The organism is Methyloversatilis sp. NSM2 (assembly GCF_038066675.1).
Lineage (GTDB): Bacteria > Pseudomonadota > Gammaproteobacteria > Burkholderiales > Rhodocyclaceae > Methyloversatilis > Methyloversatilis discipulorum_A.
In genome coordinates this window covers 498,652-516,399 of sequence record NZ_JBBUKV010000001.1, presented here as the reverse complement: position 1 = coordinate 516,399, position 17,748 = coordinate 498,652, and the positions used below count along the sequence as shown (strand labels likewise).

Genomic DNA, 17,748 nt, shown 5'->3' with positions numbered 1-17,748 from the left:
GATCCAGGCGGATGAACGGGGCGATTATGACGCGGGGCCGGCCGCAAGGTGTCGTGCGGCAGCGTCCAGCGCCTCGTCGAGCACGACGACGTATGCACGCAACGCGTCGGGCAGCTGTTCCGGCGACAGGCTGGCATCGCGCAGCGCGCGTTCAAGCCGCGCCGCGTCAACGCCGGCGCGGGCAAAGCCGAGATTCAGACAGACGCCCTTGAGCGCATGAATCTGGCGGACGATGTCGGCACCTGGTTCGTCGACGCGCGCAGCCAGTGCGTCGCGCAGCGCCCTGACCTCATCCAGCGTGGTGGCGAGGATTTCGCCGTAGAGCGCGAGGTCGCCATCGAACTGCTGGCGCACGGCGGCGAGGTCGAGCGCAGCTCGCGCCTCCCCGGTAACCGGTTCCGCGCGGGGCTCGATGGCTGCCGGCGCCATCGTCTGCAGCACGTCGCTGCGGCCGGCGGCGGTGGTCGCCAGCACACCGAGCAAGGCGTGCGCGTCGACCGGTTTGGTCAGGTAGGCGCGCATGCCCAGCGCCAGACACTCGTCGCGCTCCTCGGCCACCGCGTGCGCGGTCAGGCCGACGATGGGCGGCGCGGCAGCGCCCAGGCGGGCGACGATCTCGCGCGTCGCGGTCTTGCCGTCCATCACCGGCATCTGGATATCCATCAGCACCAGATCGATGCCGCCGGCGCAGACGCGCTCCAGCGCCTGTTGCCCGTCGACGGCCTGTTCCGCGTGCGCGCCCGCGCGTTCGACCAGATGAACCGCCACCGTCCGGTTCACCGCGATGTCATCGACGACGAGCACGCGCAGATCGGCCAGCGACACCGCGGATACCTGCTCGGCAGCCGTTGGCAATGCGCCGTCCTCCATCTGTTCCAGCCAGACCTCGGCCCAGAAGGTGGCACCCTCGCCAGGTACGCCGTCACCGCCGACACGGCCGCCCATCGCCTCGGCCAGCCGTTTGCAGATGGTCAGGCCGAGGCCGGTACCGCCGTGACTGCGCACCACCGAGGCGTCGGCCTGCACGAAGGGCTCGAACAGCGCATCGATCTCGTTCGGCGACACACCGCGACCGGTATCACGCACGGTCATGCGCAGGCGCACTCGCCGACCGGCCCGTTCGCACAACGCGACCTCGACGTCGACGCGCCCGTGTGCGGTGAACTTCAGCGCGTTCGACACGTAGTTGTTCAGTATCTGCGCCAGCCGTGTCGGATCGCCGCACAGCGCCGGCGGCACTTCCGGCGCCAGCTTGAATGTCAGAGCGAGCGCCTTGTCCTGTGCCTGCGCGGCAAACGACGCGTGGCAGGTTTCCAGCAGGTCGCCGATGGCAAAAGGAATGTGTTCCAGATCGAGCTTGCCGGCCTCGATCTTCGAGAAGTCGAGAATGTCGTTGACGATCATGCGCAGCTGACCGGCCGCGATGCGCAACTGCCGGCCGTGCTCGCGCGCCAGTTGCGGGCTGTCGTTGTCGGCGAGGATGGCCGCCAGCCCGACCACGCCATTCAGCGGGGTGCGGATTTCGTGGCTCATCGCCGCGAGGAAGGCGCTCTTGGCGCGGCTCGCCTCGCGCGCGTCGGCCACCGCCTGTTCGGCCCGCTGCAGCAGCGCCTCGCGCTCATCCTCGCGCTGCTGCAGCGACACGGCCATGCCGTTGAAGGACTGCGCCAGCACCTGCAGTTCCTGCTCGCCGCTTTCGTCCACCCGCGCGTCGAGCTGGCCTGAAGCGATGCGCTGCGCGCCGTCGGACAGTCGCCGGATGCCGTGCGCAAGCCAGCCGCTGAGCAGCCAGGAGAACAGCGCGGCGAGCCCCATGCCGACGACCGCGACGACAGCCGCGAGGCGCTTCGCCTGCGTCAGTTCGCTGCGCGCCTGGCGGTTGTCGATGCCCAGCTGGACTTCGCCGATGCGCGCGCTGCCGGCCAGGATGGGGGCGCTGACGGCAAAGCTGTCGGAGCCTTCGGCCAGCGGGTCGCTGTCGGCGCTGAAGGTACGCGCCAGTGCTGCAGCGTCGCCCTTCGCCGCCACTTCGCGGCCGTCCTGATCGAACACCCGAACGAATACCGCCTCACGCCGCGACACCAGATCCGACGACACCGCTTCGACCTTGGCCAGGTCGCTTGCAATCAGCGCATCGGACACGGCGGCCGAAAACAGCGACATCGCCATCTGCGCGCTGCGCTGGATCAGATCGGCCTGCGAACTGGCCATCTGGCCCAGCGCGCCGAATATCGTCACCGAAAGCGTCAGCGCCTCGATCAGGGCGATGCCGAGAATGGCCTTCCAGCGGAAGGACATGCGGCTGAAGGCGCGCATCGTCATGAACAGGAATCAGCGGGCCGGTTCGGCCAGCAATGCGTCGAGCACGCGAATGTCGAGCGCACGTATCGGCTCCCAGTCCCGGTCCTGCGCGCTCACGACACCCTTGAAGCCGATCTGCTTCAGCAGCTCGGCACCCGGCGCCGAACTGGCGACCTTCTGCATCGCATCGACGAAATCCCTGCTGACCGACTCAGGCACGCCCGGCAGACGGGCGAAGGCGTGCGGCGGGTACTCGGCCGAACGCCAGATGACGCGCATGCGATCACGCACGCTGGCGTCGATCGCCTCCAGCGTGCGCTCGATGCCGCCGCCGGCAACAACCAGCCCGCGCACAACATTCAGGTAAACGGAATCGTGCGAGGCAACGAAGCGCGGTTTCACCGAAATGCCGCCGCGCTTCAGTTCAGCCAGCGGAATGACGGTGGCAGCGAAGGCCGCCGGCGACGGAAAGGCGACCTCCTTGCCGTCGAGTTCCTGCACCGACGAGACGGCACTGTCGTTGCGGACGACGATCAGCCCGCGCAGCTTGCGGTCCTTCTCGCGAGCAAACGCCAGGTAGCCGGCCGCCTGATGGAACACCACATAGTGATAGGGGTTCATGTAGGCGATCGCGTATTCGCCGCGGGCCAGTCGCTTCTCGAACTCGGTGATGGTCGGCGCCGTCGCGAAACGGAATTCGCAGCCGCTGACGGCCGACACCTCGCGCAACAGCGGAATCCAGCCCTGCGCCAGATCGCTCGCCGCCTGCTGCGGCACGACACCAACGGTGATGACGCCGTCGAGCGCACAGGCCGCGTGCAGCGCCGGCGCGCCCGACAGGCAAAGCAGCATCGTCAGTGCCGAGGCGGCGCGACGGATGGATAGGACGGTCATCAACGGGCCCTGTGCTTACCGCTCGGCGGTGAATCCGCGGGCATGCGCCTGCGCACGCCCTCGGCGGGTGGTGGCCGATTCTAGCGCTCAAGTCGCCCCGTCGCGCTGCCGATACTCCACACGAATCCCGCAAAAAGACCCGTCCGCACACCGCCATGTCTGACCTCATAGGATCGGTCGCCAACCTGACCGGTTACCGCGATCGTGACCTCATCGACAGCACCTTCGTCTCGGTGCTGGGCGACTGGCTCGACCCGATCGAACTGAATCTGTATCGCTGCGTCGGCGACGCATCCGATCTGCGGCTGCTGCTGCAGGCAGGCATGATCAAAGGGAGTGGCATGCGTGCCGGCGATCCAAGCTGGACGCCGCTCGATGCGCTGCCCGCCCTGTCCGCCCGCCCGCAGTTCGATCAGGCCTTCGGGTGCGACGAGCCGCTGCTCGACCTGCCGATGAACGGCCACGACGGCCCCTGGCTCAACCTCTTTCCGGTGTGGGCCGGCGCGCGGCGCTTCGGCATCATCGAACTGATCAGTGAACAGCCGCTGCTGCCGGTGCAACTGCGTCTGGTCGATGGCCTGCTGAAGATCTATCGCAACCAGATCAGCCTGCTCGACTACAGCGAACGTGACAGCCTGACCGGCCTGCTGAACCGCAAGACCTTCGACGAACAGTTCCTGAAGTGTCTGGACACGATGGCGGGCAACGGGCACGCCGCTGAGGGCTCGCCGACCTGGTGGCTGGGCGTCATCGACGTCGATCACTTCAAGCGCGTGAACGATACCTTCGGTCACCTGATCGGCGACGAGGTGCTGCTGCTGGTCGCACGCATCCTGCGCACCGCCTTCCACCACAGCGAATACCTTTACCGCTTCGGCGGCGAGGAATTCATCGTGCTGCTGCGTGCCGAGCACGACGACGAAGCTCACCTTGCCTTCGATTTCTTCCGCCAGCAGTTGTCCGCCTTCGCCTTTCCGCAGGTTGGCCATGTCACCGCCAGCGTCGGCTTTACCCGTCTGCGCTTGATGGACAACGCCAGCGGCTCGGTGGATCGCGCCGATCGCGCGGTCTATCACGCGAAGCACAGCGGGCGTAACCAGGTGCATTCGTACGAAGCACTGGTCAAGGCGGGCGTTCTGGAGGAGGTCAACAACAGCGGCGAGATCGAACTGTTCTGAACCGAGGCGGTGCAGCCTCAAGGCGATCCCGTTGCGGAATCGCAGAAAACAAAAAAGGCCGCTTTCGCGGCCTTCTTCGTCGGCGCCCTGCAGAAACTGCAGCACGCTGTGTGTTGGCGGAGTGGACGGGACTCGAACCCGCGACCCCCGGCGTGACAGGCCGGTATTCTAACCAACTGAACTACCACTCCAGTGTTGGTGCCGGCACTTCTTCTTCCGGACTTGCACTGCCAGCAAAAGAGCTGGCGTCCCCACGGGGATTCGAACCCCGGTACCTACCGTGAAAGGGTAGTGTCCTAGGCCTCTAGACGATGGGGACCTAGTTTTACCGCTATTTGCTGCCTTGTACTGCCTTCTCTCTCGCTTGGTGGAGGTAAGCGGGATCGAACCGCTGACCTCTTGCATGCCATGCAAGCGCTCTCCCAGCTGAGCTATACCCCCGTCGAAAGAGGAGCGCATTATAAACACTGTTCCGGGTTTGTAAAGCATCTCGCGCAATTATTTTTGTCGGACATCGATCGACATCTCCAGACCGTGACATCCGAATATCACATCGGCATTCACCCATCACACCGAGATGCGTTGACCTTCGCTTACTGACCGGCGTCGGGCAGCACCTTCCCCGGATTCATCAACCCGCACGGATCGAATGCGCGCTTCACCGCCCTCATCATGTCCAGCTCGACCGCGCTCTTGCACGTCGCCAGCAGATCGCGCTTGAGCTGGCCGATGCCGTGCTCGGCCGAGATCGATCCCCCGAGTGCGATCACCGTTTCATGTACCTGTTCGCTCGCCACCTTCGCGTCGTCGATCAGCCGCGCGTTGTCGGAGGCATCGATAAAGGACAGGTTGTAGTGCAGGTTGCCGTCGCCGGCGTGACCGAACACCACCACGCGCACGCCGGGCAGCGTGGCCTCCAGCTTCTCTCCAGCCGCCTCGATGAAGTGCGGAATGCTGCCGACAGGCACGCTGATGTCGTGCTTCACGCTGAAGCCCTCGATGCGCTGCGCCTCCGAAATGTTCTCGCGCAGTGCCCACAGCGCCTTCGCCTGTGCGCCGTCCTGCGCGATCACCGCGTCGCGCACCATGCCGCGCTCGAGCAGCGCTGCCAGCATGTCGCCCAGCTTCGTTTCGAGTGCCTGGTCGTTGCCGGCGAGTTCGACCAGCGCATACCAGGGCGCGGCATCGGCGAACGGGTCACGCGCGCCGGGGATGTGCTTCAGCACCATGCCCAGCGCCTCGCGACCGACCAGCTCGAAAGCATTCAGCTGGTCGCCTGCCTGCGCCTGCAGCGCATGCAGCAGATCGATGCCGCGCTGCGGGCCGTCGATTGCCACCCAGGCGACCGCGGTGTTCGCCGGCAACGGCGCGAGCTTCAGCACGGCTGCGGTGATGAAGCCCAGCGTGCCTTCGGCGCCGATGAACAGGTGCTTGAGGTCGTAACCGGTATTGTCCTTGCGCAGTGCGCGCAGGCCGTTCCACAGCCGACCGTCGGGCAGCACGACTTCGAGACCGAGCACCTGGTCGCGCGCGTTGCCGTGACGCAGCACATGCACGCCACCGGCATTGGTCGACAGGTTGCCGCCGATCTCGCACGAGCCTTCTGATGCCAGACTGAGCGGGAACAGCAGGCCGGCGTCACGCGCAGCGGCCTGTACCGCAGCCAGCGTGCAGCCTGCTTCGACGGTGATCGACGCATTGTCGCGATCAAGCACGCGGACGCGATTCAGCCGGGACAGGCTGACCAGCACCTCGTTGCGGCCTGCATGTGGCGTGGCGCCCCCGCACAGGCCGGTATTGCCGCCCTGCGGCACCATGGGCAGCTGCGCCTCGTGACAGACGTGCACCACCTGCATCAGTTCATCAACCGTTGCCGGGCGCACGACGCACAGCGCTTCGCCGCGATAGCGGCCGCGCCAGTCGGTGCAGAACGGCGCGAGGTCAGCGGCAGCGGTCAGCAGCTGGCTGTCGCCGACCACTGTCCGCAGCCGTGCCAGTGCCGACACGATGCGACCGTCCTCCATATCAGCTCCGGATCCCGTTCACGCTGCGCCGACGCACGGGCGGCTCATCGTCAGTCTTCGACGACGACTTCGGCGTACAGGTCGTGCACATCGCAATCGGTGATGCGCACACGCACGAAGTCGCCGACTTCGAGGTCCTGACCGTCGAGGATGTGCACCAGGCCGTCGATGTCGGGTGCGTCGCCCTCGGAACGCGCGACCGCGCCGTCCTCGTCGACCTCATCGACCAGCACGATCATTTCGCGGTCGATCTTCTCTTCCAGCCGCTGGGTCGAAATGTCTTCCTGGAATTCCATCAGGCGCTGACGGCGCTCCTCGCGCACCTCTTCCGGCAGCGCGCCCGGCAGGTCGTTGGCGCTGGCGCCATCGACCGGCGAATAGGCGAAACAGCCGACGCGGTCGAGGCGCGCCTCGCCGAGGAAGTCGAGCAGCTCCTCGAATTCCTGCTCGGTCTCGCCCGGAAAGCCGGCGATGAAGGTGCTGCGTATCGTGATGTCCGGGCAGATCGAACGCCAGGCGCGGATGCGTTCGAGATTGTTCTCGGCATTGGCCGGCCGCTTCATCGCCTTCAGCACGCGCGGGCTGGCGTGCTGGAAGGGCACGTCGAGGTAGGGCAGGATCTTGCCCTCGGCCATCAGCGGAATGATGTCGTCGACATGCGGATACGGATAGACGTAATGCATGCGCACCCACATGTCCAGCTCGCCCAGCGCGCTCGCCAGGTCGTACAGCTTCGTACGCAGCGGCTTGCCGCCCCAGAAGCCGGTGCGGTACTTCACGTCCACGCCGTAGGCGCTGGTGTCCTGCGACACGATGAGCAGTTCGCGCACGCCGGCGTCGCGCAGCGCCTCGGCTTCGCGCATCACGTCGCCGATCGGCCGGCTTACCAGATCGCCGCGCATCGACGGGATGATGCAGAAGCTGCAGCGGTGATTGCAGCCTTCGGAAATCTTCAGGTAGGCGTAGTGCGACGGCGTGAGCCGTATGCCCTGCGGCGGCACCAGGTCGGAGAAGGGATCGTGCGGCTTGGGCAGGTGGCGATGGACCGCGTCCATCACCTCTTCGGTCGCGTGCGGACCGGTCACCGCCAGCACCTGCGGATGGGCGGACAGCACCTGCTGGCGCTTGGGCCCTTCCGCCCCCATACAGCCGGTCACGATCACCTTGCCGTTCTCGGCCAGCGCCTCGCCGATCGCGTCGAGCGATTCCTCGACCGCGGCATCGATGAAGCCACAGGTGTTGACGACCACGACATCAGCATCGTCGTAGGTCGGCACGATGTCGTAGCCTTCGGAGCGCAGGCGGGTCAGGATGGACTCGGAGTCCGACGTCGCCTTCGGACAGCCGAGAGAAACGAAGCCGACCTTGGGGGTCGGCTTCGTGGTGTTGCCAGATTCAGAAGTACGGGTCACGCCGCGTCTCCGCCGCAAAACCCGGCAGTTTACTTGTTTTGCGGGCCTTTATCGCCCCCCGGCCCGAAGCCCGGGAACTTGAAACCGGACATCATCGAACGGGTCTGCTGCTCGATCTGCTCCTGCATCTGCACGAACATGCGCTTGCTCTGCTCCATATAGGCACCCATCATGCTCTGCATGGCCGGGCCCTGGAAGTTCAGGAACTGCGCCCACAGGTCCTTGCTCATCGCGTTGTTGTCGCCGTAGATGGCGCGCGCCTGGTCCTGGAGCTTGCTCTGCACGTCGGTGAAGGCCTTGATGTTGCCTTCGAGATACTTGCCCATCATGCCCTGCATCGCATTGCCGTAGAAGCGGATCATCTGCGACAGCAGGTCGGACGTGAACATCGGCACGCCTTCGCTTTCTTCTTCGATGATGATCTGCAGCAGGATGCTGCGGGTGAGGTCTTCGCCCGTCTTGGCATCGACGACCTGGAACTCGGCATTCTCGAGAACCAGTTCCTTCACGTCGGACAGCGTGATGTAGGAACTCGTGCGGGTGTCGTAAAGCCGGCGGTTGGGATATTTCTTGATCAGCCTGTTGGTGGAACCGGTCCCCTCGCGGCTTTCGGAAGCGCTCATTGTGTGGTGTCCTCGCTCGTTTGAACTACCCCGGGGCGGTGTTTCCGCCCACTCTGTTTTGATCATACAGCAAGCAAAGGCCTTATGCGGCAGTGCCGCATAAGGCCTTGCGATACGTCACAAACCGGCGTTACGGCAATTACTGGTAGTACAGACCGCCATTGATGTTCAGCGTTGCACCGGTCACGTAACCCGCCATGTCGGAGGCGAGGTAGGACACGGCAGCACCGATCTCTTCCGGCTTGCCCAGGCGCTTCATCGGCACCGAGTCGATGATGCCCTGACGGATGTCCTCGCGAATGGCCATCACCATGTCGGTACCGATATAGCCCGGGGCGATCGCGTTGACGGTCACGCCCTTGGCGGCCATTTCGGCGGCCAGCGCCTTGGTGAAACCGACCACGCCGGCCTTGGCAGCCGAGTAGTTGGTCTGGCCGGCCTGGCCCTTGACGCCATTGACCGACGAAATGTTGATGATGCGACCCCAGCCGCGTTCGGCCATCTTGCCGGCGACGTGGTGCGTCACGTTGAACAGGCTGTCGAGGTTGGTGGTCAGCACCGCATCCCACTGGGCCTTGTCCATCTTGGAGAAGAACTTGTCACGGGTGATGCCCGCGTTGTTCACGACCACATCGACCGGGCCGATGTCCTGCTCGACCTTGTCGATCATCGCCTTGCAGGAATCGTAGTCGGACACGTCGCCCTCGGCGGCTTTCATTTCAAAGCCTTCGGCCTGCATCTTGGCCAGCCATTCGTCCTTTTGGGGGAACGCGGGCAGACAGTTCGCCACGACGGTGTAGCCGTCCTTGGCCAGTGCCTTGCAGATTGCGGTACCCAGACCGCCCATACCCCCGGTAACCAGGGCAACTCGTTTCGTCATGACTTCTCTCCCAGCCAGCTGCGTGAAAAACCCTCCACCCCCGCCGGACGAGGTGGAAGGCGTGCGCGGACCTCCGCGCGGGCGGTCAGGACATGTGCTGACCGCCGTTGATTGCAATGTTGGCGCCGGTGACGAAAGCCGCTTCGTCCGACGCCAGATAGGCCACCAGGCCGGCGATCTCTTCCGGCTTGCCCAGACGCGACACCGGGATCTGCGGCAGGATCTTCGAATCGAGGATGTCCTGCGGGATCGCGGTCACCATCTTGGTACCGATATAGCCCGGCGAAATCGTGTTCACGGTGACACCGGCGCGCGCCACTTCCAGCGCCAGCGCCTTGGTGAAGCCGTGCATGCCGGCCTTCGCGGCCGAGTAGTTGGTCTGGCCGAATGCACCCTTCGAACCGTTCACCGAAGACACATTGATGACGCGGCCCCACTTGCGCTCGGTCATGCCGTCGATGACCTGCTTGGTCATGTTGAAGCAGGAGTCGAGGTTGGTGCTCATCACCACGTCCCAGTCCGCCTTCGTCATCTTCTTGAAGGTCATGTCGCGGGTAATGCCGGCGTTGTTCACCAGCACGTCAACCGGACCGACTTCCTTCACAACCGTCTCGACACACGCCTTGCAGGAGTCGAAATCCGACACGTCGCACGGGTAGGCCTTGAAGCCATAGCCCATGTTGTTCATGGTCTGCAGCCATTCGGCTGCCTTCGTATTGCCAGGACTGTGTGTGGTCACCACGCGGAAACCCAGTGCCGCGAGCTTGATGCAGATCGCTTCACCCAGTCCTCCCATACCGCCTGTTACCAGTGCGACTCGCGTCATTTCCTTGTCTCCTTTTATTAGTCGAGGGTGTGTCTTCCGCAGCCCCCCTCATGAGGCTGCCATGCGTTCAATTCGTTGCGCTGCCCTTCACATAGCGCCCGGGTGCGGGCTCGATCACCTTGTATTGCGCGTTGCCCGCTCGTGACGGGGGCGCGACCTTCTTGCCTGACTTCGCAGTCAGCCACTTGATGTAATGCTTCCACCAGCTGCCCGGCTGTTCGCCGGCATTGGCCCGCCACTCCTCGGCGGTCGATTCGTTGCCGCCAACCCAGTGCGAGCGCTTGTCCTTCGACGCCGGATTGATCACGCCAGCCACGTGGCCGCTGGCACCCAGCACGAAGGTGGTGTCGCCGCCGAGCAGCTTGCGCACCAGATAGGCACCGGTCCACGGCACGATGTGGTCTTCCGACGTGGCCAGCAGGTAGGCCGGCATGTCCACCTTGCCCAGATCCGCCTTGACGCCCAGCATTTCGAGTTTACCCGGCACGCGCAGACTGTTTTCAAGGTAGAGGTTGCGCAGATACCAAGCGAGGAAGGGGCCGGGCAGGTTCGTGCTGTCGCAGTTCCAGTGCAGGATGTCGAAGGCCGGCGGCGTTTCGCCCTTCAGGTAGTTGCCGACCACGTAGTTCCAGATCAGGTCGTTCGGACGCAGGCTGCTGAAGGTCTGCGCCAGTTCGCGCCCCGGCAGCAGGCCACCGCGGCCTATCGTGTGCTCGCGCGCCGCCACCATGCCTTCGTCGACCAGGCAACCGATCTCGCCGGCATCCGAGAAATCGAGCAGCGTGGTCAGCAAGGTCATGCTGGCAGCAGGCTTTTCGCCACGACCGCAGGCTACGGCCAGCGCCGAGGCGAGTATCGTGCCGCCGACGCAGAACCCCATGGTGTTCGGCTGCGCGTCGCCACTGATGTCGCGCACGACATCGAGCGCGGTCAGCGGCCCGAGGCGCAGATAGTCGTCCCAGGTCAGCTGGGCCAGCGTCTGATCCGGATTGCGCCAGGAAATCAGGAACACGGTGATGCCCTGCTCCACCAGGAAACGCACCAGCGAGTTCTCCGGCTGCAGGTCCATCAGGTAGTACTTGTTGATGCAGGGCGGCACGATCAGCAGCGGCTTGGCGTGCACCTTGTCGGTCGTCGGCGCGTACTGGATGAGCTGTATCAGCTCGTTCTCGAACACCACCGAACCTTCGGTCACGGCAAGGTTTCTGCCCACTTCGAAGGCACCGGGCGCCGACATCGAAATATGGCCCTGCTGCAGATCGCGCAGCAGGTTCTCCAGACCGCGGCGGATGCTTTCACCCTCGGTGCGCAGCGCGGTTTCGACGAATTCCGGGTTGGTCGCGGCGAAATTGGCCGGAGACATCGCCTCGATCATCTGTTTCGACAGATAGCGCATGCGATCCTTCGCACGCCCGTCGGCCACCGGCGTCGCTTCGACGCAGGCACGCATGAACTGCGCGTTCAGCAGATAGGCCTGACGCAGATAGTCGAAATAGGGGCTCTTGGTCCACTCGGGCGCGCGAAAACGGCGGTCGGTGGGGTCGGGCTGCACCACGGCCGGCGCCGGTCCGTCGTCCGGTTTGCGCTGGGCGAAGGCCTGCCAGAGCCGGTGCTGGCTTTCCAGCCACTGCTGATGAAGTTCGGAGAAACGGGCGGCTTCGGGTGCCGGGAAGGCACTGCCGTTGAGCGGCGTGTGTGCGGCCAGCGTGCTCTGCTGGCGCGTCATGAATTCGCTGAAGTTCTTGCCCATCGCGGCCATGATGGCCGTCCAGTCGGGCTGCACGGCCTCGCTGCGAGGCGGGACGGACTTTCCGGGTGCTGCCGAGTCACTGCTCATCAAACCAAACCCCAGTCGTTCTTATTCAGATGCAACGCGATGGCGTCGTCGGGAATCTGCGTCTATCGTGCCGGTCGCAATCGCGCCAGGCGAGCATAACAGCGCATGCCGGCTGACGTGCGCGCTATGGGTGCGACCACCCGGCACACGCAACACGACCGGATTGTTGCATCGCACAAAATAGCTGTCAATCCCGCCCGTCCGCCCCTGGCGCGGGCCCATGAAACTCGCTGCAGGAAAGGATTCCCCGCATGTACATCATTGCGATTGCGTGGCTGTACGTGGTGCTGATGATGGCCGTGACCGAACACAGCATCGTCGCCGCCGCGCTCACCGTGCTGTTCTACGGCGTCGCGCCGCTGGCGCTGTTTCTGTGGATTTTCGGCACGCCGGCAAGGCGGCGCGCGGCCGCGCGGCGGCCGCAACCGGAGGAGGACGGGTCAGTGATGGGCGAAGCCGTCGACGAAGTGGTGGATCAGCACGATGCTGCCGACGCCCAGCGAAATCAGTAGCACCTGCTGGATGGTAGCGCCGATCTCGGCACGCTTGTGCAGACCGGGAATCAGATCGGCCACCGCGACATAGATCATGCTGGCCGCCGCAATGCACAAAAGGTAGGGCACCGCGCCGCTCACCAGCGACAACGCAAAATAGGCGCCGACCGCGCCGACCAGGGTCGCCATGCTGGACAGCAGGTTGAAAGCCAGCGCGCGCATGCGGCTCATGCCCGAATGCAGCAGCACCAGGTAATCGCCCACCTCCTGTGGAATTTCGTGCGCGACGATGGCGGTGGCGGTAACGATGCCCAGCGGAATGCTCTGCGAGAAGGCGGCGGCGATCAGCACACCATCGACGAAGTTATGGAAGGCGTCGCCGATCAGGATGAGCGAGGCTGCGCGCGCGCCGTCGCCGCCATGACCGTGATCGTGGTGTGTCAGCGCCGCGTGGTCGTGGTGAGCGTGGTCGTGGCCTGCGTGCTGCGCCAGTTCCGCCGGATCGTGCGCCTCGCAACTGACCTCGTGACAGTGCCGCCACAGCACCAGCTTCTCCAGCAGGAAGAAACCGAGAATGCCCGCCAGAAGCAGACTGGTGGCCAGTTCTACGCTGCCGACTTCCTCGATCGCCTGCGGCAGCACGCCGAGCAGGGCGGCGCCGAGCAGCGCGCCGACCGAGTAACTGATGAGCATCGGAATGCGCTGAAGATTGACGGCCATGCCGAACAGCGCGGCGGCACAGACGCTGATCGCACCGCCGACGAAAGAGGCAAGCACGATCCAGGCAAGGACAGACATGGGGGATTCGAAACTGAAAACGGTCTCTTATTATCCTTGATACGACGGTTCCGCGGCGAACGGGGCGGCGCGATCCGCGATCCAGATCAGGCTGGCCATGCGTCCGCAACGGCCGTCGCGCCGGTAGGAATGGAAAAGTTCGCGCTGGCTCACCGTGCACAGCCCGCCGCCGTACACCGCCTGCACGCCCGCCGCGGCCAGCTCAAGCCGCGCCAGCGCGTAGATGTCTGCGTACAGTCGATCGCCCGTCCCGGCGCGAAATGCACGCGCGGCGCCGCGCAGCCGTTCGACGAATGCGGTGCGCACTTCCGGCCCGACCTCGAACGCGTCGGGCCCGATGGCCGGGCCGAGCCAGGCCACCAGGTCAGCTGGCGCGCAACCCATGCGCTCGACCGTGCGCGTCAGCACCCCGGCCACCAGACCGCGCCAGCCCGCGTGGGCCGCCGCAACCACGCTGCCCTGACGGTTGCAGAACAGCACCGGCAGACAATCCGCGGTCATCACCGCGCAGACGCGGTTCGGCCGGTGCGCGACCGAGGCGTCGCCGGTACCGCAACGCTGACGGTCGGCATCCAGCACCTCCACGCCGTGTACCTGATCCAGCCACAGTGGCTCGGCCGGCAGGTGTGCGCGCAGCAGCGCCCGGTTGTCGGCCACCGCCTGCGGGTCGTCGCCGACGTGGGTCGCCGGATTGAACGGTCCGAAAGGCGGCGCGCTGACGCCGCCCAGCTTCGTCGTGACACAGGCGCGCACCGACGGCGGCGCCGGCCAGTCGGGCAGGATCAGTGGCAGCGCGGCCGGCCTGCTCACGTGGCTATCCTCAGCCCGGCGATCAGGCCTTCCATGTCGGCCGGCAGCGGCACCTCCCACTCGACTTCGGCCCCGCTCTTCGGATGGATGAGCCCGAGCCGCCAGGCATGCAGCGCCTGGCGCGAGAAGCGTTCGGCGACGTTGCGCGGGGCATAGACCTCGTCGCCGAGCAGCGAGTGACCGATGTGCGCCATATGTACACGTATCTGATGCGTGCGCCCGGTTTCCAACCGGCACTCGACCAGCGTCGCACCCTGCAGCCGTTCGCGCACGAAATAGTGGGTGCGCGCGGGTTTGCCGCCTGCCTGCACGACGGCCATGCGGGTGCGCTGCACCGGATGCCGGCCGATGGCGGCGTCAACCGTACCGTCCGCCCTCAGGTCGCCGGCCACCACCGCGAAGTAGCGACGCGACACGGTGCGCGCCTGCAGCTGCCGCACCAGGTCCGTCTGCGCTTCCAGTGTGCGGGCGACCACAAGCAGGCCGGTGGTGTCGCGATCCAGCCGGTGCACGATGCCGGCGCGCGGCACCTGCGCCAGTCCGGGCACGCGGTGCAGCAGCGCGTTGAGCAGCGTGCCGTCCGGCACGCCATTGCCCGGGTGCACCACCATGCCGGCCGGCTTGTTGATCACCAGCAGCGTGTCGTCCTCGAAAACGACGTCGAGCGGGATGTTCTGCGGCGCGTGCACGGTGTCCGCCGGCAGGCTGCCGGGGTCCAGTTCGAGGCGTTCGCCGGTGAAGGTGCGACGGCGCGCGTCGTCGCAGGCCTTTCCGTCGACCCGCACCCGGCCCTCGCGCAGCCAGCCCTGCAGGCGGCTGCGCGAGTACTGCGGCCAGACCCGGGCGAGCACCGCGTCGAGCCGGTCGCCGACCACGCCGGCCGGCACGGTCGCGCATATCGGGACTTGAGGCCGGTTCGCGGGCTGCTCGGCGATATAATCGTCGTCTTGCGTATCTTCCAGGGTCAAAGCGGTCATGTGGCGTAGTGTAGCGATACTGTGGGTGGCTCTGGCCGCCGGGTGCGGGCTCCTTCCCGATAAGATCGACGAAACCGCCAACTGGTCCGCCCAGCGCCTCTACACCGAGGCGAAGGAGTTGATGGGCGAAGGCTCGTACGAACAGGCGATCAAGCTGTACGAGAAGCTGGAAGCCAAGTTCCCGTACGGCCGCTACGCGCAGCAGGCGCAGATCGAAGTTGCCTACGCCTATTACCGCCAGGGCGAGCGCGTACAGGCCGTCGCCGCCTGCGACCGCTTCATCCGGCTGCATCCGAACCACCCCAACGTCGACTACGTGTATTACCTGCGCGGCCTCGTTCACTTCAACGAAGACCTCGGCGTGATGAGCGTGCTGTCGCGCCAGGACATGACCGAACGCGACCCCAAGGGCCTGCGCGATTCCTTCGACGCATTGAAGGAACTGGTGACGCGCTATCCGGAAAGCAAGTACACGCCGGACGCGACGATCCGGATGAACTACCTGGTCAATTCGCTGGCGGCGCACGAAGTGCACGTGGCGCGCTACTACATCAAGCGCGGCGCCTACCTCGCGGCAGCCAACCGCGCGCAGTTCGCGGTCAGCAACTATCAGCAGTCGCCGGCGGTCGAAGAGGCACTGTATATCCTGATGGTCGCCTACGAATCGCTGGGTCTGACCGACCTGCGCGACGACGCCCAGCGCGTCATGATGAAGAACTACCCGCAGAGCGACTTCCTCGCGCGCGGCTTCAAGCGGCCGGGTGAGGACGACCCCTGGTGGAAGCTCTGGTAGGCATAGACTTTCGACACAGCAGGAGAACGTTCATGTACAGCAAGGTATTGCTCGCCTACGACGGTTCCGAATCGGGTCGCCGCGCACTGCTCGAATGCGCCGACATCAACGACCTGCTGCACGCCGAAATCCATCTGCTTGCCGTCGCGCCGATCGCGGCGACGTTGTTCGTGGCCGAAGGCTTCGTCGCCGACGTACCGCAGGAAGAAGAGAACGAACGCTTCGCCGAAGTGCTGAAGGAAGGACTGGACCAGCTGAAGGCACGCGGCGTGACCGCCGAAGGTCATCTGGTCACCGGCGACGCCGTGCGTGAAATCAGCCGCCTCGCGCACGAACTGCACGTCGAGCTGATCGTGATCGGCCACACCCACCATGCCTCGCGTCTGGAGCGTTGGTGGAAAGGCTCGGTCGGCGCTTCGCTGGTCGAAGAAGCGCCGTGCAACATCCTCATCGTGGTACAGCCATCGGCATGAATGCCGCACGCGCGCCCTCGCCCGCCGCCCGCGACGGCGAGCGCGACTGGCAGCAGTATTCGGTGCTGGTCGTCGACGACGAAGAGGGCATGCGCAGTTTCATCAGCCGCGCACTCGGTTCGCGCTGCGGGCTGGTCGAGACGGCGGGCAGCGTCGAACACGCGCAGCAGCTGTTCGCCCGGCTGCACTTCGACCTCATCATCCTCGACATTTCGCTGCCGGGGCGCAGCGGCCTGGAGTGGCTGAACGAACTGCGCGAGCAGGGCCAGCAGTGCGATGTCATCCTGATCACCGCCTTCGCCGACATCGAAACCGCGATCAACGCGCTGCGTGCAGGCGCCTCGGATTTCATCCTCAAGCCCTTCCGCATCGACCAGATGATGAATGCGGTCGACCGCTGTTTCGACCGCGCCGGCCTGCTGCGCGAGAACTATGTGCTGCGCCGCGAAATCGCGCGTCAGACCGAGGGCGTCGAGGGCATGGTGGGCGAATCGCAGCCGGTACGTGAGCTGGCCAGCGTGCTGCGCCGCGCCGCCGCGATGCCGAGCACCGTGCTGCTGACCGGCGAGTCCGGTGTCGGCAAGGAAGTGGCCGCACGCGCGCTGCACCAGATGAGCCCGCGCGCGGCCGCGCCCTTCGTGCCGGTCAATTGCGGCGCGATCAGCGCCGAGCTGATCGAGTCGGAACTGTTCGGCCACGTGAAAGGTGCGTTCACTGGCGCGCAGGACAACAACCCGGGCCTGCTGTTCTACGCCCAGGGCGGCACGCTCTTCCTCGACGAGATATCCGAATTGCCGGCGGCGATGCAGACCAAGCTGCTGCGCGTACTTGAAGACCGCATGATCCGGCCGGTCGGCTCCACGCGCGAAGTGCCGGTGGACATCCGCGTCGTCGCCGCGACCAACCGCGATCTGGCGACCGAAGTGCGCGCCGGCCGCTTCCGCCAGGACCTGTTCTACCGGCTCGACGTCGTGCGCATCACCATCCCGCCGCTGCGCGAGCGGCGCGAGGACGTGAAGCTGCTGGTTGCCCACTTCATGGCCCAGCTGTCGTCACGACTGGGGGTGGCGCCCATCCCGCTGGACCGCGACACCATCGCCCGCATGGCGACGCACGACTGGCCGGGCAATATCCGCGAACTGCGCAACCTGGTCGAACGCGCCCTCATCCTCGGCTATTTCCCCACAGACGCCTTCGGCACCCTTACTCCGCCCCGTTCGGCCGAGGCCAGTGCGGCGCTGGAAGACGTCGAGCGCAAGCACATCCTCGACGTGCTGGCTGCCTGCGGCGGCAACAAATCCGAAGCCGCCCGCCAGCTCGGCGTATCCCGCAAAACCATAGAACGCAAATGCGCGCAGTGGGGTGTCGCCGGATAAAAGCGACGCACTGCGTCGCTCCGGCGACACGGCTCGGCTGTGCAAAGCCGAC

16 protein-coding genes and 3 tRNA genes are annotated in these 17,748 nt (G+C 65.5%); 5 read left to right on the top strand and 14 right to left on the bottom strand.

Features of this window, described 5'->3' with window-relative positions:
* Positions 1–24: 24 nt before the first annotated feature.
* Both WJU27_RS02385 and WJU27_RS02380 read right to left on the bottom strand, forming a co-directional pair.
* Positions 25–2,322 carry an ATP-binding protein gene (locus tag WJU27_RS02385; protein ID WP_341421018.1) on the bottom strand — a complete coding sequence of 766 codons (2,298 nt, stop codon included), beginning with the start codon at positions 2,320–2,322 and terminating at the stop codon, positions 25–27.
* Between the two features lie 9 nt (positions 2,323–2,331).
* Complete coding sequence (locus WJU27_RS02380; protein ID WP_296812386.1) at positions 2,332–3,195, bottom strand: PhnD/SsuA/transferrin family substrate-binding protein; 864 nt, start codon at positions 3,193–3,195, stop codon at positions 2,332–2,334.
* A 155-nt stretch (positions 3,196–3,350) separates the two neighbouring features.
* Between WJU27_RS02380 and WJU27_RS02375 the strand changes: the two genes are divergently transcribed.
* Positions 3,351–4,373 (top strand): GGDEF domain-containing protein, encoded by a 1,023-nt coding sequence (locus tag WJU27_RS02375; protein ID WP_020165160.1) that lies wholly within the window; start codon positions 3,351–3,353, stop codon positions 4,371–4,373.
* 114 nt (positions 4,374–4,487) lie between these two features.
* Here WJU27_RS02375 and WJU27_RS02370 read toward each other — a convergent pair.
* The 9 genes from WJU27_RS02370 to WJU27_RS02330 all read right to left on the bottom strand — a co-directional run bounded on the left by WJU27_RS02370 (position 4,488) and on the right by WJU27_RS02330 (position 11,921).
* Positions 4,488–4,564, bottom strand: a tRNA-Asp gene (locus tag WJU27_RS02370).
* Between the two features lie 52 nt (positions 4,565–4,616).
* Positions 4,617–4,692 (bottom strand) — tRNA-Glu (locus WJU27_RS02365).
* 46 nt (positions 4,693–4,738) lie between these two features.
* A tRNA-Ala gene (locus WJU27_RS02360) sits at positions 4,739–4,814 on the bottom strand.
* A 152-nt stretch (positions 4,815–4,966) separates the two neighbouring features.
* The gene (locus tag WJU27_RS02355) at positions 4,967–6,397 is read right to left on the bottom strand and encodes an FAD-binding oxidoreductase (RefSeq protein WP_341421017.1); all 1,431 of its coding nucleotides are present in this window, start codon (positions 6,395–6,397) and stop codon (positions 4,967–4,969) included.
* Positions 6,398–6,447: 50 nt separating this feature from the next.
* The gene (gene rimO / locus WJU27_RS02350; protein WP_341421015.1) at positions 6,448–7,809 is read right to left on the bottom strand and encodes a 30S ribosomal protein S12 methylthiotransferase RimO; all 1,362 of its coding nucleotides are present in this window, start codon (positions 7,807–7,809) and stop codon (positions 6,448–6,450) included.
* Between the two features lie 29 nt (positions 7,810–7,838).
* The gene (gene phaR, locus WJU27_RS02345; RefSeq protein ID WP_019917676.1) at positions 7,839–8,432 is read right to left on the bottom strand and encodes a polyhydroxyalkanoate synthesis repressor PhaR; all 594 of its coding nucleotides are present in this window, start codon (positions 8,430–8,432) and stop codon (positions 7,839–7,841) included.
* Between the two features lie 139 nt (positions 8,433–8,571).
* Positions 8,572–9,312: a beta-ketoacyl-ACP reductase gene (locus WJU27_RS02340; RefSeq protein ID WP_029143757.1), complete on the bottom strand. Its 741-nt coding sequence runs from the start codon at positions 9,310–9,312 to the stop codon at positions 8,572–8,574.
* 85 nt (positions 9,313–9,397) lie between these two features.
* Complete coding sequence (gene phbB, locus WJU27_RS02335) at positions 9,398–10,138, bottom strand: acetoacetyl-CoA reductase (protein WP_029143758.1); 741 nt, start codon at positions 10,136–10,138, stop codon at positions 9,398–9,400.
* Between the two features lie 67 nt (positions 10,139–10,205).
* A complete protein-coding gene (locus tag WJU27_RS02330) occupies positions 10,206–11,921 on the bottom strand; it encodes a PHA/PHB synthase family protein (RefSeq protein WP_341421014.1) in 1,716 nt (571 codons plus the stop codon).
* 305 nt (positions 11,922–12,226) lie between these two features.
* On the opposite strand from WJU27_RS02330, the gene WJU27_RS02325 reads away from it, so the two are divergent.
* A complete protein-coding gene (locus WJU27_RS02325; RefSeq protein WP_296812398.1) occupies positions 12,227–12,487 on the top strand; it encodes a hypothetical protein in 261 nt (86 codons plus the stop codon).
* On the opposite strand, the gene WJU27_RS02320 is transcribed toward WJU27_RS02325, so the two are convergent.
* Genes WJU27_RS02320 through rluD form a run of 3 tightly spaced genes read right to left on the bottom strand, consistent with a single transcriptional unit; the run spans position 12,416 to position 15,054 of the window.
* On the bottom strand, positions 12,416–13,267 hold the full coding sequence (locus tag WJU27_RS02320; RefSeq protein WP_296812400.1) for a ZIP family metal transporter: 852 nt from the start codon (positions 13,265–13,267) through the stop codon (positions 12,416–12,418). The two genes, WJU27_RS02325 and WJU27_RS02320, sit on opposite strands and share 72 nt — an antisense overlap.
* A 30-nt stretch (positions 13,268–13,297) precedes the next feature.
* Positions 13,298–14,077 (bottom strand): peptidoglycan editing factor PgeF, encoded by a 780-nt coding sequence (pgeF, locus tag WJU27_RS02315; protein ID WP_341421013.1) that lies wholly within the window; start codon positions 14,075–14,077, stop codon positions 13,298–13,300.
* Positions 14,074–15,054, bottom strand: a complete 981-nt coding sequence (gene rluD, locus WJU27_RS02310) for a 23S rRNA pseudouridine(1911/1915/1917) synthase RluD (RefSeq protein ID WP_341421012.1) — start codon at positions 15,052–15,054, stop codon at positions 14,074–14,076. The genes pgeF and rluD overlap by 4 nt, the downstream gene beginning before the upstream one ends.
* Between rluD and WJU27_RS02305 the strand changes: the two genes are divergently transcribed.
* From WJU27_RS02305 to WJU27_RS02295, 3 genes are read left to right on the top strand one after another with little or no spacing between them, the layout of a single operon-like run.
* Entirely contained in the window at positions 15,053–15,847 is a 795-nt protein-coding gene (locus WJU27_RS02305; protein WP_019917664.1) for an outer membrane protein assembly factor BamD, read from the top strand. The two genes, rluD and WJU27_RS02305, sit on opposite strands and share 2 nt — an antisense overlap.
* Before the next feature lie 32 nt (positions 15,848–15,879).
* Entirely contained in the window at positions 15,880–16,320 is a 441-nt protein-coding gene (locus tag WJU27_RS02300; RefSeq protein ID WP_341421009.1) for a universal stress protein, read from the top strand.
* Positions 16,317–17,696: a sigma-54-dependent transcriptional regulator gene (locus WJU27_RS02295; RefSeq protein WP_341421008.1), complete on the top strand. Its 1,380-nt coding sequence runs from the start codon at positions 16,317–16,319 to the stop codon at positions 17,694–17,696. The genes WJU27_RS02300 and WJU27_RS02295 overlap by 4 nt, the downstream gene beginning before the upstream one ends.
* Positions 17,697–17,748 lie beyond the last annotated feature (52 nt).